This window comes from Mycobacterium sp. E183, assembly GCF_001667735.1.
In the GTDB taxonomy this organism is placed as follows: domain Bacteria; phylum Actinomycetota; class Actinomycetes; order Mycobacteriales; family Mycobacteriaceae; genus Mycobacterium.
The window spans coordinates 1-24,411 of sequence record NZ_LZJN01000188.1 but is presented as its reverse complement, the minus strand read 5'-3'; the positions used below and the strand labels follow the sequence as shown (position 1 = coordinate 24,411).

25 protein-coding genes and 1 pseudogene are annotated in these 24,411 nt (G+C 69.0%); 25 read left to right on the top strand and 1 reads right to left on the bottom strand.

Annotation, left to right across the window (positions count from 1 at the left end; genetic code table 11):
- Positions 1–836: acyl-CoA dehydrogenase family protein (locus A5691_RS22765; protein ID WP_197508526.1), on the top strand; the 836-nt coding region annotated here is incomplete at its 5' end.
- Positions 837–868: 32 nt separating this feature from the next.
- Complete coding sequence (locus A5691_RS22760) at positions 869–2,074, top strand: acyl-CoA dehydrogenase family protein (RefSeq protein ID WP_067784537.1); 1,206 nt, start codon at positions 869–871, stop codon at positions 2,072–2,074.
- 77 nt (positions 2,075–2,151) lie between these two features.
- Here the strand turns inward: A5691_RS22760 and A5691_RS22755 are convergent, their stop codons facing one another.
- Entirely contained in the window at positions 2,152–3,009 is an 858-nt protein-coding gene (locus A5691_RS22755; RefSeq protein WP_067784540.1) for an oxidoreductase, read from the bottom strand.
- A 22-nt stretch (positions 3,010–3,031) separates the two neighbouring features.
- Between A5691_RS22755 and A5691_RS22750 the strand changes: the two genes are divergently transcribed.
- The 23 genes and pseudogenes from A5691_RS22750 to A5691_RS22640 all read left to right on the top strand — a co-directional run.
- Positions 3,032–4,030, top strand: coding sequence for an acryloyl-CoA reductase (locus tag A5691_RS22750; protein WP_067757029.1), 999 nt, complete (start codon positions 3,032–3,034; stop codon positions 4,028–4,030).
- A 22-nt stretch (positions 4,031–4,052) separates the two neighbouring features.
- Positions 4,053–5,024 (top strand): NADPH:quinone oxidoreductase family protein, encoded by a 972-nt coding sequence (locus A5691_RS22745; protein ID WP_067757032.1) that lies wholly within the window; start codon positions 4,053–4,055, stop codon positions 5,022–5,024.
- Between the two features lie 162 nt (positions 5,025–5,186).
- The gene (locus tag A5691_RS22740; RefSeq protein ID WP_067784543.1) at positions 5,187–6,278 is read left to right on the top strand and encodes a homogentisate 1,2-dioxygenase; all 1,092 of its coding nucleotides are present in this window, start codon (positions 5,187–5,189) and stop codon (positions 6,276–6,278) included.
- Positions 6,279–6,280: 2 nt separating this feature from the next.
- Positions 6,281–7,462, top strand: coding sequence for a S9 family peptidase (locus A5691_RS22735; RefSeq protein WP_067757038.1), 1,182 nt, complete (start codon positions 6,281–6,283; stop codon positions 7,460–7,462).
- Positions 7,459–8,664 (top strand): CaiB/BaiF CoA-transferase family protein, encoded by a 1,206-nt coding sequence (locus tag A5691_RS22730; protein ID WP_067784546.1) that lies wholly within the window; start codon positions 7,459–7,461, stop codon positions 8,662–8,664. Before A5691_RS22735 ends, A5691_RS22730 begins: the two co-directional genes overlap by 4 nt.
- On the top strand, positions 8,661–9,557 hold the full coding sequence (locus A5691_RS22725) for a hydroxymethylglutaryl-CoA lyase (protein WP_068266794.1): 897 nt from the start codon (positions 8,661–8,663) through the stop codon (positions 9,555–9,557). Before A5691_RS22730 ends, A5691_RS22725 begins: the two co-directional genes overlap by 4 nt.
- The gene (locus A5691_RS22720; protein ID WP_067784553.1) at positions 9,557–10,171 is read left to right on the top strand and encodes a TetR/AcrR family transcriptional regulator; all 615 of its coding nucleotides are present in this window, start codon (positions 9,557–9,559) and stop codon (positions 10,169–10,171) included. Before A5691_RS22725 ends, A5691_RS22720 begins: the two co-directional genes overlap by 1 nt.
- A gap of 10 nt (positions 10,172–10,181) precedes the next feature.
- A complete protein-coding gene (locus A5691_RS22715) occupies positions 10,182–11,417 on the top strand; it encodes an acyl-CoA dehydrogenase family protein (protein ID WP_067784555.1) in 1,236 nt (411 codons plus the stop codon).
- Positions 11,414–12,403 (top strand): phosphotransferase family protein, encoded by a 990-nt coding sequence (locus A5691_RS22710; RefSeq protein WP_068015475.1) that lies wholly within the window; start codon positions 11,414–11,416, stop codon positions 12,401–12,403. The genes A5691_RS22715 and A5691_RS22710 overlap by 4 nt, the downstream gene beginning before the upstream one ends.
- Positions 12,400–12,738, top strand: coding sequence for a DUF6285 domain-containing protein (locus tag A5691_RS22705; protein WP_067757052.1), 339 nt, complete (start codon positions 12,400–12,402; stop codon positions 12,736–12,738). Before A5691_RS22710 ends, A5691_RS22705 begins: the two co-directional genes overlap by 4 nt.
- Before the next feature lie 67 nt (positions 12,739–12,805).
- A complete protein-coding gene (locus A5691_RS22700; protein ID WP_067757055.1) occupies positions 12,806–13,195 on the top strand; it encodes a nuclear transport factor 2 family protein in 390 nt (129 codons plus the stop codon).
- A gap of 32 nt (positions 13,196–13,227) precedes the next feature.
- Entirely contained in the window at positions 13,228–13,764 is a 537-nt protein-coding gene (locus A5691_RS22695) for a YceI family protein (protein ID WP_067757100.1), read from the top strand.
- Positions 13,765–13,794: 30 nt separating this feature from the next.
- On the top strand, positions 13,795–14,208 hold the full coding sequence (locus A5691_RS22690; RefSeq protein WP_067271403.1) for a response regulator transcription factor: 414 nt from the start codon (positions 13,795–13,797) through the stop codon (positions 14,206–14,208).
- Between the two features lie 261 nt (positions 14,209–14,469).
- Positions 14,470–14,847, top strand: a complete 378-nt coding sequence (locus A5691_RS22685; RefSeq protein WP_067271405.1) for an NADH-quinone oxidoreductase subunit A — start codon at positions 14,470–14,472, stop codon at positions 14,845–14,847.
- Between the two features lie 7 nt (positions 14,848–14,854).
- Complete coding sequence (locus tag A5691_RS22680; RefSeq protein ID WP_067271408.1) at positions 14,855–15,409, top strand: NADH-quinone oxidoreductase subunit B family protein; 555 nt, start codon at positions 14,855–14,857, stop codon at positions 15,407–15,409.
- Positions 15,406–16,131 carry an NADH-quinone oxidoreductase subunit C gene (locus A5691_RS22675; protein WP_067757059.1) on the top strand — a complete coding sequence of 242 codons (726 nt, stop codon included), beginning with the start codon at positions 15,406–15,408 and terminating at the stop codon, positions 16,129–16,131. The genes A5691_RS22680 and A5691_RS22675 overlap by 4 nt, the downstream gene beginning before the upstream one ends.
- Complete coding sequence (gene nuoD / locus A5691_RS22670) at positions 16,131–17,462, top strand: NADH dehydrogenase (quinone) subunit D (protein WP_067757063.1); 1,332 nt, start codon at positions 16,131–16,133, stop codon at positions 17,460–17,462. The genes A5691_RS22675 and nuoD overlap by 1 nt, the downstream gene beginning before the upstream one ends.
- Positions 17,459–18,217, top strand: coding sequence for an NADH-quinone oxidoreductase subunit NuoE (gene nuoE, locus A5691_RS22665; RefSeq protein ID WP_067757066.1), 759 nt, complete (start codon positions 17,459–17,461; stop codon positions 18,215–18,217). Before nuoD ends, nuoE begins: the two co-directional genes overlap by 4 nt.
- A complete protein-coding gene (gene nuoF / locus A5691_RS22660) occupies positions 18,214–19,536 on the top strand; it encodes an NADH-quinone oxidoreductase subunit NuoF (RefSeq protein ID WP_067757069.1) in 1,323 nt (440 codons plus the stop codon). The genes nuoE and nuoF overlap by 4 nt, the downstream gene beginning before the upstream one ends.
- Before the next feature lie 4 nt (positions 19,537–19,540).
- The gene (locus tag A5691_RS22655; RefSeq protein WP_067757072.1) at positions 19,541–21,967 is read left to right on the top strand and encodes an NADH-quinone oxidoreductase subunit G; all 2,427 of its coding nucleotides are present in this window, start codon (positions 19,541–19,543) and stop codon (positions 21,965–21,967) included.
- Positions 21,968–21,978: 11 nt separating this feature from the next.
- Positions 21,979–23,241 carry an NADH-quinone oxidoreductase subunit NuoH gene (gene nuoH, locus A5691_RS22650; protein WP_067757103.1) on the top strand — a complete coding sequence of 421 codons (1,263 nt, stop codon included), beginning with the start codon at positions 21,979–21,981 and terminating at the stop codon, positions 23,239–23,241.
- A pseudogene (gene nuoI, locus A5691_RS22645) lies at positions 23,213–23,779 on the top strand (NADH-quinone oxidoreductase subunit NuoI); the annotation flags it as partial. The gene nuoH and the pseudogene nuoI, both read left to right, overlap by 29 nt.
- A gap of 5 nt (positions 23,780–23,784) precedes the next feature.
- Positions 23,785–24,411, top strand: a 627-nt coding sequence (locus A5691_RS22640; protein WP_231969205.1) for an NADH-quinone oxidoreductase subunit J, incomplete at its 3' end; no start/stop codon positions are given.

The following is a 24,411-nucleotide window of genomic DNA, read 5'->3' as shown; positions in this document are numbered from 1 at the left end:
TGCCCCAGTGCGTGAGCGCCGCGGCCACACCGCCCGGGGCCAGAATCGGCAGCGCGGACCAGCAGGCCACGTATCTGCACGAGTTCGCGGGCGAGAACGTTCCGCAGGCCTGCGTCGCCATCGCCGAGCCGCAACCGCTGTTCGACCCCACCCAGCTGAAGACCACCGCGGTGCGCACACCGAGCGGCTACCGCCTCGACGGCGTGAAGTCGTTGGTTCCGGCGGCGGCCGACGCCGAGCTGTTCATCGTCGGCGCCCAGCTGGACGGCAAGCCGGCCTTGTTCATCGTCGAGTCGTCGACGAAAGGCCTTACCGTCAAGGCGGATCCGAGCATGGGCATCCGCGCGGCGGCCCTGGGTCACGTGGAGCTCTCGGGCGTCTCGGTGCCGCTGAATGCGCGCCTCGGTGAGGACGAAGCCACCGACGACGACTACTCGGAGGCTCTCGCGCTGTCCCGGCTGGGCTGGGCGGCACTGGCGGTCGGCACCTCGCATGCGGTCCTCGACTACGTGGTGCCCTACGTGAAGGAGCGCGAAGCGTTCGGCGAGCCGATCGCCCACCGTCAGGCCGTCGCGTTCATGTGCGCCAACATCGCGATCGAGCTGGACGGCCTGCGGCTGATCACCTGGCGGGGCGCCGCCCGCGCCGAGCAGGGCCTGCCCTTCATCCGCGAGGCGGCACTGGCCAAGCGGTTGGGCGCCGACAAGGGCATGCAGATCGGCCTGGACGGCGTGCAGCTGCTCGGCGGCCACGGCTTCACGAAGGAACACCCGGTCGAGCGCTGGTACCGCGACCTGCGGGCCATCGGCGTGGCCGAGGGCGTCGTCGTCATCTAAGTCGTCATTCAACTCGAGCCGAAAGACCAATCATGGCAATCAATCTCGAACTGCCCCGCAAACTGCAGGCGGTGGCCGTCAAGACGCATCAGGGCGCCGCGGAACTGATGCGGCCGATCGCCCGCAAGTACGACCTGGCCGAACACGCCTACCCGGTCGAACTCGACACCCTGTACAACCTGTTCGCGGGCGCCTCGGAATCCATCGAGTTCGCCGGGGCCGACAACCTGGGCGACGAGAACAAGGACAGGGACCAAAACCACAACGGCGCGAACATGGCGGCCCTGCTGCAGACCCTGGAGGCCTGCTGGGGCGACGTCGCGATGATGTTGTCGGTCCCCTACCAGGGCCTGGGCAACGCGGCCATCTCCGCGGTGGCCACCGAGGAACAGTTGGAACGCCTGGGCAAGGTGTGGGCGGCGATGGCCATCACCGAGCCGGGCTTCGGCTCCGACTCCGCGGCGGTGTCGACCACGGCCAAGCTGGACGGCGACGAGTACGTGATCAACGGCGAAAAGATCTACGTCACAGCCGGTTCGCGCGCCACCCACATCGTGGTGTGGGCGACGCTGGACAAGTCGCAGGGGCGCGCGGCCATCAAGTCGTTCATCGTGCCGCGCGAGCACCCGGGCGTGACCGTCGAGCGGCTCGAACGCAAACTCGGCATCAAGGGCTCCGACACCGCGGCGATCCGATTCGACAACGTCCGGATCCCGAAGGAGAACCTGCTCGGCAACCCGGAAATCGAAGTGGGCAAGGGCTTTTCCGGCGTGATGGAGACCTTCGACAACACCAGGCCCATCGTGGCCGCCATGGCCATCGGGGTCGGCCGCGCCGCCCTGGAGGAGATCCGCAAGATCCTGACCGAGGCCGGCGTGGAGATCTCCTACGACAAGCCCTCGCACGCCCAGAGCGCCGCGGCGGCCGAGTTCCTGCGGATGGAGGCCGACTGGGAGGCCGCCTACCTGCTCGCGCTGCGCGCGGCGTGGCAGGCCGACAACAAGATCCCGAACTCCAAAGAGGCGTCGATGAGCAAGGCCAAGGCCGGCCGCATGGCCAGCGACGTCACCCTCAAGACTGTCGAATTGGCCGGCACCGCAGGCTATTCCGAGCAATCGATGCTGGAGAAGTGGGCGCGCGACTCCAAGATCCTCGACATCTTCGAGGGCACTCAGCAGATCCAGCAGTTGGTGGTCGCCCGCCGCTTGCTGGGCCTGTCGTCGGCCGAGCTCAAATAGCGACCGGTCTGCGCCGAACGTGCAACCATGGCGGAAATTCGGCGATTTCTTCGCCCTGAGTGCACGTTCGGCGAAACTTAGGCGCCGATCGCGTCCAGCTGCTCGCGGACCTCGTCGTCCAGCTCGATGGAGGCGACGTCGAGGTTCTCCTCGAGGTGGCGCACCGACGAGGTGCCCGGGATCAGCAGCACGTTGGGCGCCACGCCCAGCGTCCACGCCAGCGCGACCTGCGCGGGCGTGTGCCCGAGCCGGTCGGCGGTCTCGACGACCACTCGGTGGGTGAGCACCGGGTTGGGCCGGATGAAGGCGGCCCCCAGCGGGAAGAACGGAACGAACGCGATGCCGCGTGTCGTGCACTCCTCGAGCACGGGCGCCGATCCGCGGTCGACGAGGTTGAATGCGTTTTGCACACAGGCGACTTCGGTGCGCTCCAAGGCGCGCAGCAGGTGATCGCGGTTGACGTTGCTCAACCCGATCCCCCCGATCAGTCCCGCGTCGCGGGCTTCGATCATCACCGACAGCTGGTCGTCGAAAAGCTGATCCGGCCCGTCGCTTTCGAACACGCGCAGGTTGACCGCGGCCAATTGGTCGGCGCCGAGCGTGCGCAGGTTGGTCTCGATGTCGCGGCGCAAGTCGGCCGGCTCGTCGACCGGTAACCAGGCGCCGCTGTCGTCGCGCCGGCCGCCGACCTTGCTCACCAGCGCCAAGTTCTCCGGATAGGGATGCAGCGCCTCGCGGATGAGCTCGTTGGCGACGTCGGGACCGTAGAACTGGGCGGTGTCGATGTGGTCGACGCCGAGTTCGACGGCCCGGCGCAGCACGGCGAGCGCCTCGTCGCGGTCCCGCGGCGGGCCGAAGACGTTGGGCCCCGGCAACTGCATCGCGCCGAAGCCCACCCGGGAGACCGAAAAGCGACCGAGTGGAAAGGAATCCATACGGTGAGGTTAGCGTCGGTGCATGGACACGTTTCAAGCGCTCGTCGCCCGCGAAGATGGTGACCGGATAACCGCCTCGGTCGAGACTTTGAGCCGCTCCGACCTCCCACCCGGTGAGGTGACGATCCGGGTGCTCTATTCGAGCGTCAACTACAAGGACGCGCTGGCGCTGACCCCGGGCGGCGGCGTGGTGCGCAGCTACCCCGTCGTGCCCGGCATCGACCTGACCGGCGAGGTCGTCGAATCCGGTTCGGCGGACTTCACCGTCGGCGAGCAGGTGCTGGCGCACGGATACCAGATCGGCACCGGCCACCACGGCGGCTACGCCGAATACGTGCGACTGCCGGCCGACCAGGTCGTCGCGCTCGGCGCGCTGAGCCCGCACGAGGGCGCGGCGATCGGGACAGCCGGCTTCACCGCCGCCATGAGCGTGCAAGCGCTGATCGACTGGGGCATCGAACCCGGCGCCGGCTCAGTGGTCGTCACGGGCGCCTCCGGCGGCGTGGGCTCGGTCAGTGTGGACCTGTTGGCCGCCGCGGGCTACCGGGTGGTGGCCTCGACCGGCAAAGAGGGTGCCGCCGGGCTGCTGAAAGAGCTTGGCGCCGCGGAGGTTATCGGCCGACTGCCCGAGGATCCCGACGCCAAACCGCGGCCGTTGGCCAAGGCGCGGTGGGCGGCCGCGGTGGACTGCGTCGGCGGCGCGACGCTGGCGGACGTGCTCAGCGCCGTCGACTACGGCGGGGCGGTGGCCTGTAGTGGCCTGACCGGCGGGCCGGCGTTGCGCACCACGGTGATGCCGTTCATCCTGCGCGGCGTGGCGCTGCTGGGCATGGATTCGGTGCAGATGCCGATCGGCCGGCGCCGCAAACTGTGGGCGCTGCTGGGTGATTCGTTGCGGCCGCGTCACCTCGACTTGCTCACCAGCGACGTCGACATCAAGGACGTCGTCGATGTGCTGGATCAGGTGCGTGCCGGCAAGTTCACCGGGCGGGCGGTGGTGCGGGTCGCCGGCGGTTTTTGAGTCGGCAGTAGGCTGTCCGACCATGCGTGCTGCGCGGGTGACTCGGCTGGACGGTCCGGACGCGATCGAGGTGGCGGAGATCGACGAACCATCGGGTGACGGTGTCGTCGTCGAGGTGCACGCGGCCGGTGCCGCCTTCCCCGACGCGCTGCTCACCCGGGGCCTCTACCAGTACCGCCCCGAGCCGCCGTTCGTGCTGGGCGCCGAGATCGCCGGCGTGGTCCGCTCGGCGCCGGACGGCGCGCACGTGCGGGCCGGGGACCGGGTCGTCGGGCTGACGATGCTGTCCGGCGGCATGGCCGAAGTCGCGATCCTGCAACCCGACCGGGTGTTCAAACTTCCCGACAACGTGAGCTTCGAGGCGGGCGCCGGCCTGCTGTTCAACGACCTGACGGTGTACTTCGCGCTGACGGTGCGGGGCCGGCTGGCCCAGGGCGAGACGGTGCTGGTGCACGGCGCCGCCGGCGGCATCGGGACGTCGACGCTGCGGCTGGCGTCGCTGCTCGGGGCGTCGCGCACCATCGCGGTGGTCAGCACGGAAGAGAAGGCGAACGTCGCGACGGCCGCCGGGGCCACCGACGTGGTGTTGGCCGACGGGTTCAAGGATGCCGTCAAGGAGCTCACCGGCGGTCGCGGCGTCGACGTAATACTCGACCCGGTCGGCGGCGACCGCTTCACCGACTCGTTGCGCTCGCTCGCCCCCGGCGGACGGCTGCTCGTCGTCGGCTTCACCGGCGGGGATATCCCGACGGTGAAGGTGAACCGGTTGCTGCTCAACAATATTGACGTGGTCGGCGTGGGCTGGGGCGCCTGGACGGCGACGCATCCGAACGCGCTCGCCGAGCAATGGGCCGGCCTCGAGAAGCTGCTCAGCTCGGGCGAGCTGGCCGCCCCCACCCCCGAGGTCTACCCCCTGGACGAGGCCGCCGCCGCGGTCGCGTCGCTGGAGAACCGCACCGCCAAGGGCAAGGTCGTGGTGCGCGTCCGCGACTGACGCGATGTGCCGGTCGATCGGCGACACATAAACGTCAGCGAAGACACGCCGTGTCGGGTCGCAATGGATTATGTCTCGCGGAGGGCCGGGCCCTTGTGCCGGCCAGAAACAAAAAGTAATGTCACTTTCAGTTTTGTCCCAGCGAGCCCCCGGGGGTCAGCCATGGAATCCTTCGTCCACATGCGAAAAGGCAAGACGCCGCGACGCCTGCACGCCGACCTCGACGGGCTCAAGGACGACGAGCTGGGGCGGGACGGATTCACCGGCCGCACCGCGAACCTGTACCGCCGCCACGACCCCACCGCCTACCGGTCGGTCGGTCCGCTGCGCCCCGTCGACGTGCTCGCGGAACAGCTCAAGCCCGCCGACGCCACCGACGCCAACGGCGGTCCGCTGCTCATGTTCAGCAACGCCGACTGCCGAATCCTGTTGAGCCGTCGCCACGAACCGATGCCGTTCTTCGTCCGCCATGTCGACGGCGACCTGCTGTGCTTCGTACACCGGGGCGCCGGCCTGGTCGAAACCGAGTTCGGGCCGCTGCGCTACCGAGGGGGCGACTGGCTCTACCTGCCGAAGGCGTGCACCTGGCGCCAGGTGCCCGACGAGGAGACGACGCTGCTCATGGTCGAGGCGACCGACGAGTTCCGGGTGCCGCCGCCCGGGCCACTGGGCCGGCACTTCCCGTTCGACCCGTCGCAGGCCACGATCCCCGACCCGGCGCCCATCGACGATGACGGGCGCGAGGAATACGAGGTGCGGCTCATGCACGAGGGCGGCCCGACGACCCTGTTCTACCAACACCATCCGCTCGACGTCGAAGGTTGGCGCGGCGACAACTTCGCGTTCACCTTCAACATCGACGACTACAACGTGGTCACCTCCGACAGCGTGCACCTGCCGCCGACCGTGCACCTCTTCATGCAGGCCACCGGCGTCTACGTGATGAACTTCCTGCCCAAGCCCGCCGAAGGCGTGGCCGGCACCGAGCGCACGCCGTGGTACCACCGCAACGTCGACTACGACGAGATCGCCTTCTTCCACGGCGGCTCGCTCTACGGCATCCCGATGCCGCCGGGCCTGATTTCCCATGCGCCGCAAGGCGTTCACCACGGCGCACCGGAGAAGGCGCGGGAACGGGCGCGCCGCAAGTTCGACGAGTACTCCCGCGTCGATTGGCAAGTGATCGCCGTCGACACCCGCCGGCGACTGACCCCGTCGGCCGAGGTGCTGGCGCACGACCTAGGACAACACTGACCATGACGACCCGCCACGAATACGAGCGAATCCCCTATCTCATTGCGTTCCAGAACGATTCCGGCGTCCGCGACGTGTACGGCGGCCTGGCCGAGATCACCGTGCTGGAGAGCTACCTGCTCAAGCCGAAAGACAAGCCGTCGGACACCGTGCTGGTGTTCATGCACCCGATCGGCGGCGGCGCCTACCTGCCGATGATCAACGCGCTGGCCCGGGCCGGCCACCATGTCATCTACTGCAACAGCCGGTTCCGCGGCACCGACTCGGCGCTCCTGATGGAGAAGGTGGTCGAGGATCTCGGCGAGTGCATCAAGGACGCGAAGAAGCGGCTGGGCTACACCAAGGTGGTGCTGGCCGGGTGGAGTGGCGGTGGCTCGCTGTCGATGTTCTACCAGCAGCAGGCCCAGCACCCCACCATCACGTCGAGCCCGTCGGGCGACGGCCCCGACCTGACCGCCCTGGAGCTGCCGGCCGCCGACGGCATCATGCTGCTGGCCGCGCACATCAGCCGGCATGGCACGCTGACCGAATGGCTGGACGCGTCGATCCTCGACGAATCCGATCCGACCAAGCGCGATCCCGAGCTGGACCTGTACAACCCGGACAACCCGAACCAGCCGCCCTACAGCCAGGAGTTCCTGGCCCGGTACCGCAACGCACAGGTGATGCGGAACCGGCGCATCACCGCGTGGGTCAAGGACAAGCTCGCCGAGCTGAAGGCGGCCGGCCGCGAGCAAGACGAGTTCTGCTTCGTCGTGCATGGCACCATGGCCGACCCGCGCTGGCTGGACCCGACCGTCGATCCCAACGAACGCGTCCCGGGAACCTGCTACCTGGGGGATCCTCAGGTGGTGAACATGAGCCCGGTCGGATTGGCCCGCTTCTCCACGCTGCGCGGCTGGCTCTCGCAATGGAGTTACGACGACGCCCGCGGCGACGGGGTGGCCTGCGGGCCCGACATCGCGGTCCCGGCGCTGGTCATCGGTAATCTGGCCGACGACGCCTGCACGCCCAGCCACACCAGGCGGCTGTTCAACGCGATCGGGCACCAGGACAAGGAGATGCACGAAATCCCCGGCGCCACCCACTATTACGCGGGCCCCGACCAGCGCGACAAGCTGCGCGCGGCCGTCGATCTCGTCACCGACTGGCTGGTCCGGCACGACTTCGCGGGGGCGCAGTGACGCCCACCGGGCCGCTGGACGGCGTCCGGGTGCTCGAGCTGGGCACGCTGATCGCGGGCCCGTTCGCCGGACGGTTGCTGGGCGACATGGGCGCCGACGTCATCAAGGTGGAACCCCCCGGCGCCCCGGACCCGCTGCGCACCTGGGGCCAGGCCGAGGCCGACGGGGAGCACGTCTTCTGGACGGTGCACGCGCGCAACAAGAGAGCCATCACCCTCGACCTGCGCAAGCCCCGCGGCCGCGAACTGTTCCTGGAGCTGGTCGCGAAGTCCGACGTCGTCGTGGAGAACTTCCGCCCGGGCACGCTGGAGAAATGGGACCTGGGTTACGACGTGCTCAGCGCCCGCAACCCGGGCATCATCCTTGTCCGGGTGTCGGGCTACGGGCAGACGGGACCCGACGCGCACAAGGCGGGCTACGCCTCGGTCGCCGAGGCGGCGAGCGGCCTGCGCCACCTCAACGGTTTCCCCGGCGGCCCGCCGCCCAGGCTCGCGCTCTCGCTCGGTGACACCCTGGCCGGCATGTTCGGCGCCCAGGGCGCGGTGGCCGCGCTGTACCGCCGCGGCATCACCGGGCGCGGCCAGGTGGTCGATGTCGCGTTGACCGAATCCTGTTTGGCCGTACAGGAATCCACCATCCCCGACTACGACCTCGCCGGCGTGGTGCGCGGGCCGTCGGGCACCCGGCTCGACGGCATCGCGCCGTCCAACATCTACCGCAGCGCCGACGGCTCGTGGGTGGTGATCGCCGCCAACCAGGACACCGTCTTCGCCCGGCTGTGCAAGGCGATGGGCCGCCCGGAGCTGGCCATCGACGACCGGTTCGCCACCCACGGCGCGCGCGGCCGCAACCAGGACGAGCTCGACGAGATCATCGGCGCGTGGGCCGCGGAACGCCGGCCCGCTGACATCATCGAAACCCTCAGTGCCGCGGGGGTGATCGCCGGTCCGATCAACACGGTCGCGGAGGTGGTCAACGACCCGCAGCTGCGGGCCCGCGGCATGCTGGTCGAGCACTTCGATGAACGGATCGGGCGCAACGTTCTCGGGCCGGGCATCGTGCCGGTGCTCTCCGAATCCCCGGGCCGCGTGCGCAACGCCGGGCCGGCGCGGCCGGGCCAGCACAACGACGACGTCTACGTCGGGCTGCTGGGCAGGACCGCCGAGGAGCTCGCGGAGCTGCGCGCCGAGGAGGTGCTGTGAACCAGCACGTGGCCATCCGCGAGGTGGCGCTGCGCGACGGTCTGCAGATCGAGGCGCCGATCCCGTTGTCGGCCAAGCTGGAACTGCTGGCCGCGATCGCGGCCACCGGGGTCCGCGAGGTGGAGGTCACGGCGTTCGTCTCGCCGACGAAAGTGCCGTCGATGGCCGACGCCGCCGAGCTCGCGGCCCACCTGCACGACTACCCCGACATCGAGTTCTCCGCCTTGGTGGCCAGTCCCAACGGGGCCAAGCGGGCGGTGGCCGCGGGCCTGCGCTCGATCGAGTACGTGGTGGCCGCCGACGACACGTTCAGCAAGGCCAACGTCGGCCGCACCAGCGCGCAGGCCACCGAGGCGATCGACGAGATCGTCGCGATCGCGCACGGCGCCGGCGTCACCGTCGAGGTCGTCATCGCCACCGCGTGGGACTCACCGTTCGAGGGCCCCACCCCGCCCGAGCGCGTGCTCGAGATGGCCGCGGCCGCCCGCGGCCGGGGCGCCGACCGCCTGTCGATCGCCGACACCATCGGCACCGCCACGCCGGGGCGCGTGAGTTCGCTGATCGCGCAACTGCGTCCGGTGATCGGCGACCTGCCGCTTGGCGGCCATTTCCACAACACCCGCGGCTCCGGGCTGGCCAGCGCGTACGCGGCGGTCGGCTCCGGGGTGACCCGGCTGGACGCCTCGGTCGGCGGGCTGGGCGGCTGCCCGTTCGCGCCCGGCGCCACCGGCAACATCGCCACCGAGGACCTGGTGTACCTGCTGTCCGACAGCGGCATCGGCGTGGACGTCGACCTGCAGGCCGCCATCGCCGCCGCCGAAGTCGCCAAATCGGCTGTGGGCCACGACCTGCCGAGCGCCCTGCTGCGCGCCGGCGACCGGATCCGGACCTAATGCCCGCCCCGGACGCGCTGACCGCCAAGGGCCGCCAAACCAGGCAGGCCATCGAGCAGGCCGCCCGGAAGCTGTTCGCCGAACGGGGCTTTCACGGCACCACGCTGGCCGACATCACGTCGGCGGCGGGCCGCTCGCCCGCGGTGTTCTACCGGTATTTCGCCGACAAGGAGGACCTGCTCGCCGCGCTGGCCGAGTCGTTCCTGCATGACGTCGTCACACCGTCGGGGTTGAGCGTCGAGCTTCCCGAATCGCCCGACGACGACGCGTTCTTCACCGCGGTGGTCACCGGCTACTGGAACATGTTCAAACAAAACATCGGCATCATGATCGCCGTGGCCCAGCTCGCCGCCACCCAGCGGCGCTTCGCGACCGTCCAGAACGAGTTCCGCCGCTTCGGCATGGACATCGTCGCCGCCTCCGTCCGCCGCGCCCAGGACCAGGGCTACGGAACCGAGCTCGACCCGCAACACACCGCGGCGGCCATCGCCCTGCTGTTCGAGAACTTCACCACCGTCTTCGTCGGCCCCTCCAACCTGGGCATCAAGATCAGCGATGAGGACGCCATCGCCACCCTGTCGACGATCTGGAAGAAAACGCTTTACGGCACGTAAGGAGAAACCTGTGGACTTCACACTCCCCGAACACCTTCCGGGTCTGCTCGCCGAGATGGACGAGTTCATCGAGGCCGAGATCAAACCCTTGGAGCGCGAGCACATCCAGTACTTCGACAAGCGCCGCGAACACGCCCGCACCGACTGGGACAACGACGGCATTCCGACGCGCGAGTGGGAGGACCTGCTCGCCGAGATGCGCCGGCGAGCCGACAAGGCGGGCTGGCTGCGCTACGGGCTACCGTCGTCGCTGGGCGGCCGGGACGGCACCAACGTCGACATGGCCGTCATCCGGGAACACCTGGCGCACAAGGGTCTTGGCCTGCACAACGATCTGCAGAACGAATCCTCGATCGTCGGGAACTTCCCGCAGGTGATCATGATGGAGCGGTTCGGCACCGACGAACAACGGCGGGGATGGTCCGAGGCCCTGATCACGGGGGAACGTTCCATGGCGTTCGGGCTCACCGAGCCGCAGCACGGCTCGGACGCCACCTGGCTGGAGACCCGCGCCCAACCCGACGGTGACGGCTGGATCATCAACGGCTCCAAGCGGTTCAACACCGGCGTCCACCGCGCGACTCACGACCTGGTCTTCGCCCGCACCTCCGGTGAGGCCGGCCAGGCGCGGGGCATCACCGCGTTCCTGGTGCCGACGGACGCGCCCGGGTTCGACGTGCCCTACTACTGGTGGACGTTCAACATGCCGACCGATCACGGCGAGGTGGCGCTGACCGACGTCCGGGTGCCGGCCGACGCGGTGCTCGGCGAGGTGGACCGCGGCCTGGAGGTCGCGCAGACCTTCTTGCACGAGAACAGGATTCGGCAGGCGGCGAGCAGCCTGGGCGCGGCCCAGTACTGCATCGACCGCGCCGCCGAATACGCCGGCACGCGGACGGTGTTCGGCAAGCCGCTGTCGGTCAACCAGGCCGTGCAATGGCCGCTGGCCGAGTTGCAGACCGAGGCCCAGATGGTGCGGCTGCTCGTCCACTACGCCGCCTGGCACCTGGACCGCGACCACCACATGGAGGTCTCGGACAAGGTGTCGATGGCCAACTACCGGGCCAACCGACTGGTCTGCGACGCCGCCGACCGGGCCATGCAGATCTTCGGCGGCCTGGGCTACAGCCGGCACGAGCCGTTCGAACACATCTACCGCCACCACCGTCGCTACCGGATCACCGAGGGAGCCGAGGAGATCCAGATTCGCCGGGTGGCCCAGCGGCTGTTTAAGTTTGGCAAGTGACGTCGACCGAGGAGCTGGCCACCCAGATCGCCGCGGCGCTGGCGCCGGTCCTCGGCGCCGACGTCGCCGTGGAGAACCTGCGCGCGCTGACCGGGGGCGCCAGCCGCTCGACGTGGGCGTTCAACGCCGTCGCCGGCGAGCGACGCCACGCGCTGATCCTGCGCACGGGCGCGCCCGACGACGTGCACGCCGGCATGGAGCTGGAAGCACGCGCCCAGGCCGCCGCCGCTGCCGCAGGCGCGCCGGTCCCCCACGTCCTCCTCGCTGACGATTCGCCTGCCGCCCTGGGCAATCCGTTCCTGATCTGCGACGCGATCGAGGGTGAGACGATCGTCCGGCGCATCCAGCGCCAACTCGACGAGGCCGGCGGGCAGGCGGCCCGCGCCGGGCTGCTGCGGCAATGCGCACAGGCCCTGGCGGCCATCCACCGCGCCGACCCGGGCATCCCCGGCCTGGCCCGCGAGGATCCGCTCGAGCAGTGGCGCGAGCGGCTCGACGCGATGGGTGACACCACGGCCACTTTCGAATGGGCGTTCCGCTGGCTCGAGGCGCGCCGACCGGAGTCATCGGCCGACGTGCTGGTGCACGGCGACTACCGGATGGGCAACCTCATCGTCGACGGGGCCCGCCTCGCCGCCGTCCTCGACTGGGAATTGGTGCACCGCGGCGACCCCTACGACGACCTGGCCTGGTTCTGCATCCGGGCCTGGCGCTTCGGCGCCCCGGCCAGCCTCGGCGCCGGCGGCCTCGGCAGCATCGAGAGCTTCTTGCGGGACTACGAGCAAGCCGGCGGGACCACCGTCGACCGGGCGGCGTTCCACTGGTGGCTCGTGCTGGCCACCCTGCGCTGGGGCGTCATCTGCCGCTACCAGGCCGAGCGGCACCTGAGCGGCCAGTTCCGCTCGGTGGAGCTCGCCACGATCGGTCGGCGCGTGTGCGAGACCGAGTGGGACCTGCTCGACCTGCTGGAAGGGGCCGCCCGATGATCGGCGCGTACGGCCGCCCGCTCGCGGCCGAGCTGGTGGCCGCGGTGGCCGAGTTCCTCGAGACCGACGTGCGGGCGGCCACCACCGGGCAGGTGAACTTCCACGCGCGGGTGGCCGCCAACGCGCTGCGGATCGTCGAGCGCGAGCTTCTCGACGAGAGCGACGCCGAATCCCGCGCCGCGCTGGCCGACCTGGGGTTCGCCGACGAGGAAGAGCTGGCCGCCGCGATACGGGCCGGCGAGATGGACGGGCGGGCCCGCGAGGTCACCGCGTGCCTGCGCACCTTGGTGCGCCGCCGGGTGGCGGTGGCGCACCCCGGATACGACACCGAATAGCCGGGCGACGACGCGGCCGTGCAGCGGCGCGCGAAGGAGCCGGGCCATCGAGATAGGAGCAGGCGCCATGGCCGGTGCGAGTGTGGAGATCGTGGCCGACGCGGCCGACCGCCTGTTCACGGCGATCGAGAAGGGCGACTACGCGGCGGTCGACGGGATGTGGAGCGATGACATCGCGGTCTGGCGAGTCGGCGCGCGCGGCGACGACGGCAAGGCTCGCGCGCTGCGCGTCATCGACTGGTTCATCACCGCGACGACGGAGCGCCGCTATGAAATCCTGGACCGGCGATTCTTCGAGGGCGGCTTCGTCCAACAACACGTCCTGCACGCCACCGGTCATGCCGGACAATCGATCTCGATGCGGGTCTGCATCGTGATCAGGGTGGGCGGCGACGGCCGGCTGGACCGGATCGACGAGTACTTCGACCCCGCAGATATCGCGCCGTTGCTCGGCTGACGTTAGATTCGCCACGACAGATGGGGGTGACGATGACGACTTTGGAAACACTTCTCAACGATCCCGACCTGGCCGGCGTGTGGAACCTCGTCCCGAACCGCTCGACCATCACTTTCAAGATCAGGAACATGTGGGGTCTGGTGCGGGTCAAGGGCCGCTTCACCGAGTTCAGCGGAGACGGCCAACTGACGGGCACGGGGGCGGTCTTCGGCCGCCTCGACATCCGCGCGGCCTCCCTGGACACCGGCATCGGGCGTCGCGACAAGCACCTGCGCTCGGCCGATTTCTTCGACGTCGAGCGCTTCGGTGAGATCAGCGTCGTCGTCACCGCGGTGCAGCCGACCAAGGGCAAGTCCGCCGACCTCCGGGCCGCCTTCACCATCAAGGGCGTGACCGCGCCGCTGCCGCTGTCCGCCACGATCACCGAGCTCGACGACGGCTCGATCCGGATCGCGGGGGAAGCCAAGGTGGATCGCACCCAGTTCGACCTGGGCTGGAACCGCCTCGGCATGGTCGCCTCGACCGCGACGGCGGCGGCGGACGCCGTCTTCGTGCGGGCTGCCCAGTGAATCCGGCGCGGCACCAGTAGCATCTGCAGCGTGTCCGACTCCAGTCCCGAATCCAGCGTCGCCCTGCGGATCCTGGTCTACAGCGACAACGCCGAAACCCGCGAGCAAGTGATCCGGGCGCTGGGCAAGCATCTGCATCCGGACCTGCCCGAGCTGACCTACCTCGAGGTGGCGACCGCCCCGATGGTGGTCCGGCAGATGGACGAGGGCGGCATCGACTTGGCCATCCTGGACGGCGAAGCCACGCCGACCGGCGGCATGGGAATCGCCAAACAACTCAAAGACGAACTGGCGACGTGCCCGCCGATCCTCGTGCTCACCGGCCGCCGGGACGACGCCTGGCTGGCGAACTGGTCGCGGGCCGAAGCCGCGGTGCCGCACCCCATCGATCCCATCGTGCTCGGCCGCACGGTCCTCGGGCTGCTCCGCACGCCCACCCGATAGCCCCGCGCAAGGCGCCTCACCTGCGCCGTTAGCGTCTCACCGCGCCCGCATCCGCGTGTCGTTCGCGCACGGCGCCCGACCGCCAGGTTGCGGTGACGCAAAACTTTCCCGGATACCCCCACCCCGACAAAGCACACCTGCCTTCGCGACGCTATGTTGTGGAGGTCACTGTGACCACCCGCGGCCCGGGCGCGTCACAGCAGCCCGGCCCCCCGCCCGGCCGCCGCACCGGCGGCCCGTACGAGGAGATCTTGGAGCGAGTTGAACGTCTACATACCCATCCTGGTACTCGGTGCGATAGCCGCGGCCTTCGCCGTCGGATCGGTGGTGATCGCGAGCCTGGCCGGCCCGTCGCGCTACAACAAGTCGAAGATGGCCCCTTACGAATGCGGCATCGAGCCGACCGACAGCCCGGTCAGCGGCCCGCACGCGGCGAGCGGCCAGCGGTTCCCGGTGAAGTATTACCTGACCGCAATGCTTTTTATCGTCTTCGACATCGAGATCGTGTTCTTGTATCCCTGGGCGGTCAGTTACGACGCGCTGGGAACGTTCGCGTTGGTCGAGATGGTGGTGTTCATGCTCACGGTTTTCGTGGCGTACGCCTATGTGTGGCGCCGCGGCGGCCTGACGTGGGATTGAGGTAGACGTGGGTCTCGAAGAACAGCTGCCCGGTGGGATTCTGCTGTCGACGGTCGAGAAGGTGGCCGGCTATGTACGCAAGAACTCGTTGTGGCCGGCGACGTTCGGGTTGGCCTGCTGCGCCATCGAGATGATGGCAACCGCCGGGCCAAGATTCGACATCGCGCGGTTCGGCATGGAACGGTTCTCGGCGACGCCGCGGCAGGCCGACCTGATGATCGTGGCCGGGCGGGTGAGCCAGAAGATGGCGCCGGTGCTGCGCCAGATCTACGACCAGATGGCAGAGCCGAAATGGGTGCTGGCCATGGGCGTGTGCGCGTCGTCCGGGGGCATGTTCAACAACTACGCGATCGTGCAGGGCGTCGACCACATCGTGCCGGTCGACATCTACCTGCCCGGCTGCCCGCCGCGGCCCGAGATGCTGCTGTACGCAATCCTGAAGCTGCACGAGAAGATTCAGGAGATGCCGCTGGGCGTCAACCGGGAAACCGCCATCGCCGAGGCCGAGCAGGCCGCGCTGTCGGCCCGGCCCACCATCGAGATGCGCGGGCTGCTGCGATGAGCTCGCCCGACCACGACCCGAAGCAAGCGGCGACCGAAGGGGCCGGCGTGCCCCGTGCCGACGGTGAGGTCATCAACGTTCGCCGCGGCATGTTCGGCATCACCGGTAGCGGTGACACCACCGGGTACGGGCGGCTGGTGCGGGAGGTCGTGCTGCCCGGCAGCTCTCCCCGCCCATACGGGGGCTATTTCGACGACGTGGTGGACCGGCTGGCCGACGCTCTGCAGGCGGCCGACGTCGAATTCTCCGACGCGATAGAGAAAGTCGTGGTGTACCGCGACGAGCTGACCCTGCACGTGCGCCGCGAGGCGCTCCCCCAGGTGGCCCAGCGCCTTCGCGACGAACCGGAGCTGCGTTTCGAGATGTGCCTGGGCGTGAGTGGGGTGCACTATCCCCACGAGGCGGGCCGCGAACTGCACGCGGTGTATCCGCTCCAGTCGATCACGCACAACCGCCGCGTCCGGCTGGAAGTGGCTGCGCCGGACGGGGATCCGCACATCCCCTCGCTGTTCGGCGTCTATCCGACGACGGACTGGCACGAGCGCGAAACCTACGACTTCTTCGGCATCGTCTTCGACGGGCACCCGTCGCTCACCCGCATCGAGATGCCCGACGACTGGCATGGCCATCCGCAGCGCAAGGACTATCCCCTCGGCGGCATCCCGGTGGAATACAAGGGCGCGCAGATACCCCCGCCCGACGAGCGGAGAGCGTACAACTGATGAGCACAGTCACTGACTCGACCAACGGCGGAGGCGGCGCCGGTGAAACCGTGCTGGTCGCCGGCGGCCAGGACTGGGACCAGATCGTCGACGCCGCTCGCAACGCCGACCCCGGCGAGCGGATCGTCGTCAACATGGGACCCCAGCACCCGTCCACCCACGGCGTGCTGCGGCTGATCCTGGAGATCGAGGGCGAGACGGTCACCGACGTCCGCTGCGGAATCGGCTACCTGCACACCGGCATCGAGAAGAACCTGGAATACCGCTACTGGACCCAGGGCGTCACCTTCGTGACCCGAATGGATTATCTGTCACCGTTTTTCAACGAGACCGCGTACTGCCTGGGCGTGGAGAAGCTGCTCGGCATCACCGATCAGATCCCGGAGCGGGTCAACGTCATCCGGGTGATGATGATGGAGCTCAACCGGATCTCCTCGCATCTGGTCGCATTGGCCACCGGCGGCATGGAGCTGGGCGCCATGACGCCGATGTTCGTCGGCTTCCGCGGCCGCGAGATCGTGCTGACCCTGTTCGAGAAGATCTCCGGATTGCGGATGAACAGCGCCTACATCCGGCCGGGCGGCGTGGCACAGGACCTGCCGCCGGGTGCGGAGTCCGACGTCGCCGAGGCCCTCAAGCCGCTGCGCCAGGTGCTGCGCGAAATGGGCGGCCTACTCAACGAAAACGCCATCTGGAAGGCGCGCACCCAGGACATCGGCTACCTGGACCTGACCGGGTGCATGGCGCTGGGCATCACCGGGCCGATCCTGCGGGCCACCGGGTTGCCGCACGACCTGCGCAAGAGCGAACCGTACTGCGGATATGAAAACTATGAATTCGACGTGATGACCGCCGACACGTGTGATGCTTACGGGCGCTACATGATTCGCGTCAACGAGATGTGGGAGTCGATCAAGATCATCGAGCAGTGTCTGGACAAGTTGAAGCCGGGCCCGACCATGATCGAGGACCGCAAGATCGCCTGGCCGGCCGACTTGAAGGTGGGCCCCGACGGCATGGGGAACTCACCCGAGCACATCGCCAAGATCATGGGCAGCTCGATGGAGGCGTTGATCCACCACTTCAAATTGGTCACCGAGGGCATCCGCGTTCCCGCGGGCCAGGTCTACACCGCGGTGGAGTCGCCGCGCGGCGAACTCGGCGTGCACATGGTCAGCGACGGCGGCACCCGCCCCTACCGGGTGCACTACCGGGACCCCTCGTTCACCAACCTGCAGTCGGTCGCCGCGATGTGCGAGGGCGGCATGGTGGCCGATTTGATCACCGCGGTCGCCAGCATCGACCCGGTCATGGGCGGGGTCGACCGGTGACCGGCCCGCAGGGACAGCCGGTCTTCCTCCGGCTCGGACCGCCGCCGGAGGAGCCCAACGCGTTCGTCACCGAGGGTGCGCCGCAGTCGTATTCGCCGGAGGTGCGGGCACGGCTGGAAGTCGACGCCAAGGAGATCGTCGGCCGCTACCCCAACAAGCGCTCGGCGCTGCTGCCGTTGCTGCACCTGGTGCAGGCCGAGGACTCCTACCTGACCCCGGCCGGTCTGGAGTTCTGCGGGGAGCAGCTGGGACTGACCGGCGCCGAGGTGTCGGCGGTGGCGAGCTTCTACACCATGTACCGCCGCGGGCCCACGGGTGACTACCTCGTCGGTGTCTGCACCAACACGCTGTGCGCCATCATGGGCGGCGACGCGATATTCGACGCGCTGAAGGAACATCTGGGCATCGGCAATGACGAGACCACCCCCGACGGCTCGGTCACCCTGCAACACATCGAGTGCAACGCCGCCTGCGATTACGCGCCGGTGGTGATGGTCAACTGGGAGTTCTTCGACAACCAGACGTGCGACTCGGCACGCGAACTCGTCGACTCGTTGCGCTCCGGTGAGCCCAAGCCGCCGACGCGGGGCGCCCCGCTGTGCGCCTTCCGCGAGACGTCGCGCATCCTGGCCGGCCTGCCCGACGAGCGCCCGGACCAGGGCCAGGGCGGGGCGGGCGAGGCCACCCTGGCCGGGCTGAAAGTGGCGCAGGAACACGGCATGCAGGCGCCGACTCCCCCGGGGAGCCCGTCATGACGACCTCTCAGGCCACGCCGCTCACCCCGGTCATCAGCCGCTTCTGGGACGACCCGGAGTCCTGGACCCTGGAGACCTACCGCCGGCACGACGGCTACGAGGCGATGAAGAAGGCGCTGGCCATGGCGCCCGACGACGTCATCGCAACCGTCAAGGACTCCGGGCTGCGCGGCCGCGGCGGCGCCGGCTTCTCGACCGGCACCAAGTGGTCGTTCATCCCGCAGGGCGACACCGGCGCGGCCGCCAAGCCGCACTACCTCGTGGTCAACGCCGACGAGTCCGAACCCGGTACGTGCAAAGACATTCCGTTGATGCTGGCGACGCCGCACGTACTGGTCGAGGGTGTGATCATCGCCGCCTACGCGATCCGGGCCAGCCACGCGTTCATCTACGTGCGCGGCGAGGTGCTGCCGGTGCTGCGCCGCCTGCAGAACGCGGTGGCCGAGGCCTACGCCGCCGGATACCTGGGCCGCGACATCAACGGTTCGGGGTTCGACCTCGAGCTGGTGGTGCACGCCGGCGCCGGCGCCTACATCTGCGGCGAGGAGACCGCGCTGCTCGATTCCCTGGAGGGCCGGCGCGGCCAGCCCAGGCTGCGCCCGCCGTTCCCCGCGGTGGCGGGCCTCTACGGCTGCCCCACGGTGATCAACAACGTCGAGACGATCGCCAGCGTGCCCTCGATCATCCTCAACGGCGTCGACTGGTTCCGGTCCATGGGCAGCGAGAAATCGCCCGGCTTCACGCTGTATTCGCTGAGCGGGCACGTCGCTCGGCCCGGCCAGTACGAGGCGCCGCTGGGCATCACGCTGCGCGAATTGCTCGCCTACGCCGGCGGAGTGCGGGCCGGGCACCGACTCAAGTTCTGGACCCCCGGCGGATCGTCCACCCCGCTGCTCACCGACGAGCACCTCGACGTGCCGCTGGACTACGAGGGCGTGGGCGGGGTCGGCTCGATGCTGGGCACCAAGGCGCTGGAGATCTTCGACGAGACCACCTGCGTGGTGCGCGCCGTGCGCCGCTGGACGTACTTCTACAAGCACGAATCGTGCGGGAAGTGCACCCCCTGCCGGGAGGGGACCTTCTGGCTGGACCAGATCTACGAGCGGCTTGAAACCGGTACGGGCACCAGCGAGGACATCGACAAGCTGTTGGACATCTCCGACACCATCCTGGGGAAGTCGTTCTGCGCGTTGGGCGATGGCGCCGCCAGCCCGGTGATGTCGTCGATCAAGTTCTTTCGCGACGAATACGTGGCCCACGTCGAAGGCGGTGGCTGCCCGTTCGACCCCAGAGACTCCATGCTGAACGGAAAGGCTTGACACTTTGACCAGTGCCGCCAAAACCGAGACCGGCGACCCCAAGGACGGCCCCGAGCGTCCGCCGGACATGGTGACGCTGACCATCGACGGCAACGAAATCAGCGTGCCCAAGGGCACTTTGGTGATCCGAGCGGCCGAATTGATGGGCGTCCAGATCCCGCGGTTCTGCGACCACCCGCTGCTCGAGCCCGTCGGTGCCTGCCGGCAGTGCCTGGTCGAGGTCGAGGGGCAGCGCAAGCCGATGGCGTCGTGCACGACGGTCGCCACCGACGACATGGTGGTGCGCACGCAGCTCACCTCCGAGGCCGCCGACAAGGCCCAGCACGGGGTGATGGAGCTGCTGCTCATCAACCACCCGCTCGATTGCCCGATGTGCGACAAGGGCGGCGAGTGCCCGCTGCAGAACCAGGCGATGTCCAACGGCCGCACCGATTCTCGCTTCACCGACGTCAAACGCACGTTCGCCAAGCCGATCAACATCTCCGCCCAGGTGCTGCTGGATCGCGAGCGCTGCATCCTGTGCGCCCGCTGCACCCGATTCTCCGAGCAGATCGCCGGCGACCCCTTCATCGACATGCAGGAGCGGGGCGCCCTGCAGCAGGTCGGCATCTACGCCAACGAGCCGTTCGACTCGTACTTCTCGGGCAACACGGTGCAGATCTGCCCGGTCGGCGCGCTGACCGGAACGGCCTACCGCTTCCGCGCCCGCCCGTTCGACCTGGTGTCCAGCCCCAGCGTGTGCGAGCACTGCGCGTCCGGGTGCGCCCAGCGCACCGACCACCGGCGCGGCAAGGTGCTGCGCCGCCTGGCCGGCGACGACCCCGAGGTCAACGAGGAGTGGAACTGCGACAAGGGCCGGTGGGCGTTCACCTACGCGACCCAGCCGGACGTCATCACCACTCCCCTGATCCGTGATGCGGACGGCGCGCTGGTGCCCGCGTCGTGGTCGCACGCGATGGCCACGGCGATCCGGGGCCTCGAGGCGGCCCGCGGGCGCACGGGCGTGCTGGTCGGCGGCCGGGCGACGCTGGAGGACGCCTACGCCTACTCGAAGTTCGCCCGAATCGTGCTGGACAGCAACGACATCGACTTCCGCGCCCGCCCCAGCTCGGCCGAGGAGGCCGGCTTCCTGGCGGCACACATCGCCGGCCGGCGCAATGTCAGCTATTCCGATCTGGAATCCGCGCCGGTGGTGGTGCTCGTCGGCTTCGAGCCCGAGGACGAGTCCCCGATCGTGTTCCTGCGACTGCGCAAGGCCGCCCGCAAGCGCGGGCTGCCGGTGTACGCGATCGCGCCGTTCGCCACGCGGGCGCTGGTGAAGATGTCGGGCCGGCTGATCAAGACCGCTCCGGGGGGCGAGGCCGCGGCGCTGGACGCGCTGGGCACCGGCGAGGTGGGCGACCTGCTCTCCTCCCCGGGCGCGGTCATCATGGTCGGGGAACGGCTGGCCACGGTGCCCGGCGGGCTGTCCGCCGCCGCCCGGCTCGCCGACGCCACCGGGGCCCGGCTGGCGTGGGTGCCGCGGCGCGCCGGCGAGCGCGGCGCGCTGGAGGCCGGCGCGCTGCCCACCCTGCTGCCCGGCGGCCGCCCGCTTGACGACGAGGCCGCCCGCGCACAGATCGCGGCGGCGTGGCACGTCTCCGAATTGCCTTCCGCCGGTGGGCGTGACGTCGAGGGCATCCTCGCCGGCGCCGCCGACGGGACGCTGGGCGCCCTGCTGGTCGGCGGCGTCGAACCCGACGACTTCGCCGATCCCCAAGCCGTGCTGGCCGCGCTGGACTCCGCGGGCTTCGTGGTCAGCCTGGAGCTGCGGGGCAGCGCGGTGACCGAGCGCGCCGACGTGGTGTTCCCGGTCGCGCCGACGACGCAGAAGGCCGGCGCCTTCGTCAACTGGGAGGGCCGCTACCGCCCCTTCGAACCCGCGCTGCGCGGCACCATCGCGCAGGCCAGCCAGTCCGACCACCAAGTACTCGACGCGCTGGCCGAGGAGATGGGCGTCTATCTCGGCCTGTCGACCGCCGAAGCGGCCCGCACGGAACTGGCCGGGCTGGGCACCTGGGACGGCGGCTGGGCGTCCGGCCCGTCCGTCGCGACCCCGGAGCCGACCCAGCCCGGTGCGGGTGAAGCCGTGCTCACCGGCTGGCGGATGCTGCTCGACAACGGCCGGATGCAAGACGGCGAGCCGCATTTGGCCGGCACCGCACGCAAACCCGCGGTTCGGCTGTCGGCAGACACGGCCGCCGAAATCGGCGCCGCCGACGGCGACGCGGTGACCGTCAGCACGCCGCGCGGATCGATCAGCCTGCCGCTGATCATCACCGACATGCCCGACCGGGTGGTGTGGCTTCCGCTGAACTCGCCGGGTTGCGCCGTGCACCGGCAGCTGGGCGTAAGCCTGGGCAGCACAGTGAAAATCGGAGTGGGATCATGACGACGAGCTCCTTGTCCGCATTCGGGCACGACACCTGGTGGCTGGTGCTGGGCAAGGCGCTGGCCATCTTCGTGTTCCTCATGCTCAACGTGCTGGTCGCGATCCTGCTGGAACGCAAGATCCTGGGCTGGATGCAGCTGCGGCCCGGTCCCAACCGGGCGGGACCGTGGGGCACGCTGCAAAGCCTCGCCGACGGAATCAAGTTGGCGCTCAAGGAAACCATCACCCCCGGCGGTGTCGACAAGTTCGTCTACTTCGCGGCTCCGGTCATCTCGACGATCCCGGCGTTCACCGCGTTCGCGTTCATCCCCTTCGGCCCGGTGGTGTCGGTGTTCGGCCACCGCACCCCGCTTCAGCTGACCGACCTGCCGGTCGCGGTGCTGTTCATTCTCGGGCTGTCGGCCATCGGGGTGTACGGCATCGTGCTGGGCGGCTGGGCATCCGGGTCCACCTACCCGCTGCTGGGCGGCGTGCGCTCCACCGCCCAGGTCATCTCCTACGAGGTGGCGATGGGGCTGTCGTTCGCGGCGGTGTTCCTCTACGCCGGTTCGATGTCCACGTCGGAGATCGTCGCCGCGCAGGACCGGGTCTGGTACGTGTTCCTGCTGCTGCCGTCGTTCGTGATCTACCTGATCTCGATGGTCGGTGAAACCAACCGGGCCCCATTCGATTTGCCCGAGGCCGAGGGCGAACTGGTCGCCGGCTTCCACACCGAGTATTCGTCGCTGAAGTTCGCGATGTTCATGCTCGCCGAGTACGTCAACATGATGACGGTGTCGTCGCTGGCCACCGCGTTGTTCTTCGGAGGCTGGCACGCGCCCTGGCCGATCAACATGTGGGCGGGCGCCAACACCGGGTGGTGGCCGGTGCTCTGGTTCACCGCCAAGATGTGGACCTTCCTGTTCATCTACTTCTGGCTGCGGGCCTCGCTGCCCCGGCTGCGCTACGACCAGTTCATGGCGCTGGGCTGGAAGCTGCTGATCCCCGCCTCACTGGTCTGGGTGTTGATCGCGGCCGTGATTCGGACCATGCAGAACCAGGGGTATGCGCATTGGACCCCGGTGCTGGTGGTCAGCAGCATCGTGTTCGCGACGGCACTGGTGCTGTTGTTGCGAAAACCGTTCGCCACGCCGGGTATTCGCGCGCTGGAGCGACAGCTCCGCCGCCAGGCCAAACAGCTGCCTGCCGGACAGACCTCCACACCCGTATTCCCGACACCGCCGCTGCCGATGAAGTCCCTGGCGGCCGCGAGCAAGGAGAAAGCACGTGGCTAAGTTCCTAGACGCCGTTGCCGGATTCGGCGTGACGTTCGGATCGATGTTCAAGAAGAACGTCACCGAGGAGTATCCGGAGAAGCCGGGCCCGGTGGCGCCGCGCTATCACGGCCGTCACCAGCTCAACCGGTACCCGGACGGTCTGGAGAAGTGCATCGGGTGCGAGTTGTGCGCGTGGGCCTGCCCGGCCGACGCGATCTACGTCGAGGGCGCGGACAACACCGAGGAGCTCAGGTATTCGCCCGGAGAACGGTACGGACGGGTCTATCAGATCAACTACCTGCGCTGCATCGGTTGCGGCCTGTGCATCGAGGCCTGCCCGACCCGCGCGCTGACGATGACCAACGACTACGAGATGGCCGACGACAACCGCGCCGACCTGATCTACGAGAAGGACCGGCTGCTGGCTCCCCTGCTGCCCGACATGACCGCGCCGCCGCACCCGCGCGCGCCCGGTGCCACCGACAAGGACTACTACCAGGGCAACGTCACCGCGGACGGCCTCAAGGAGACCGAGAAGGCCGGGGAATCCCGGTGACTGGAGTGACAAGCCAGCTCCTGGCTTCCGACACCATCGTGCGCACCTCCACCGGTGAAGCGGTGGCGTTCTGGGTGCTGGGCGCGCTCGCGCTGATCGGCGCGATCGGGGTGGTGCTCGCGGTCAACGCCGTGTACTCAGCGATGTTCCTGGCGATGACCATGATCATCCTGGCGGTGTTCTACATGATCCAGGACGCGCTGTTCTTGGGTGTCGTCCAGGTCGTCGTCTACACCGGCGCGGTGATGATGCTGTTCTTGTTCGTGCTGATGCTGATCGGCGTGGACTCCGCGGAATCCCTGAAGGAAACGCTGCACGGTCAGCGCATCGCCGCGGTCCTGGCCGGGATCGGCTTCGGCGTTCTGCTGATCGCGGCGATCGGCACCGCCGCGACCGTCGGCTTCGCGGGCCTGACCACCGCCAACGCCAACGGCAACGTGGAAGGGCTTGCGGCGCTCGAAGCGTTCGCGGTGGGCCAGCACCATCGCGCCGATGGCCGCGGTGATCAGCAGCGCGCTGGTGAGTTCGAACGCCCAGACGTACCGCGAGAAGATCAGCGCCGCAAGCCCTTCCACGTTGCCGTTGGCGTTGGCGGTGGTCAGGCCCGCGAAGCCGACGGTCGCGGCGGTGCC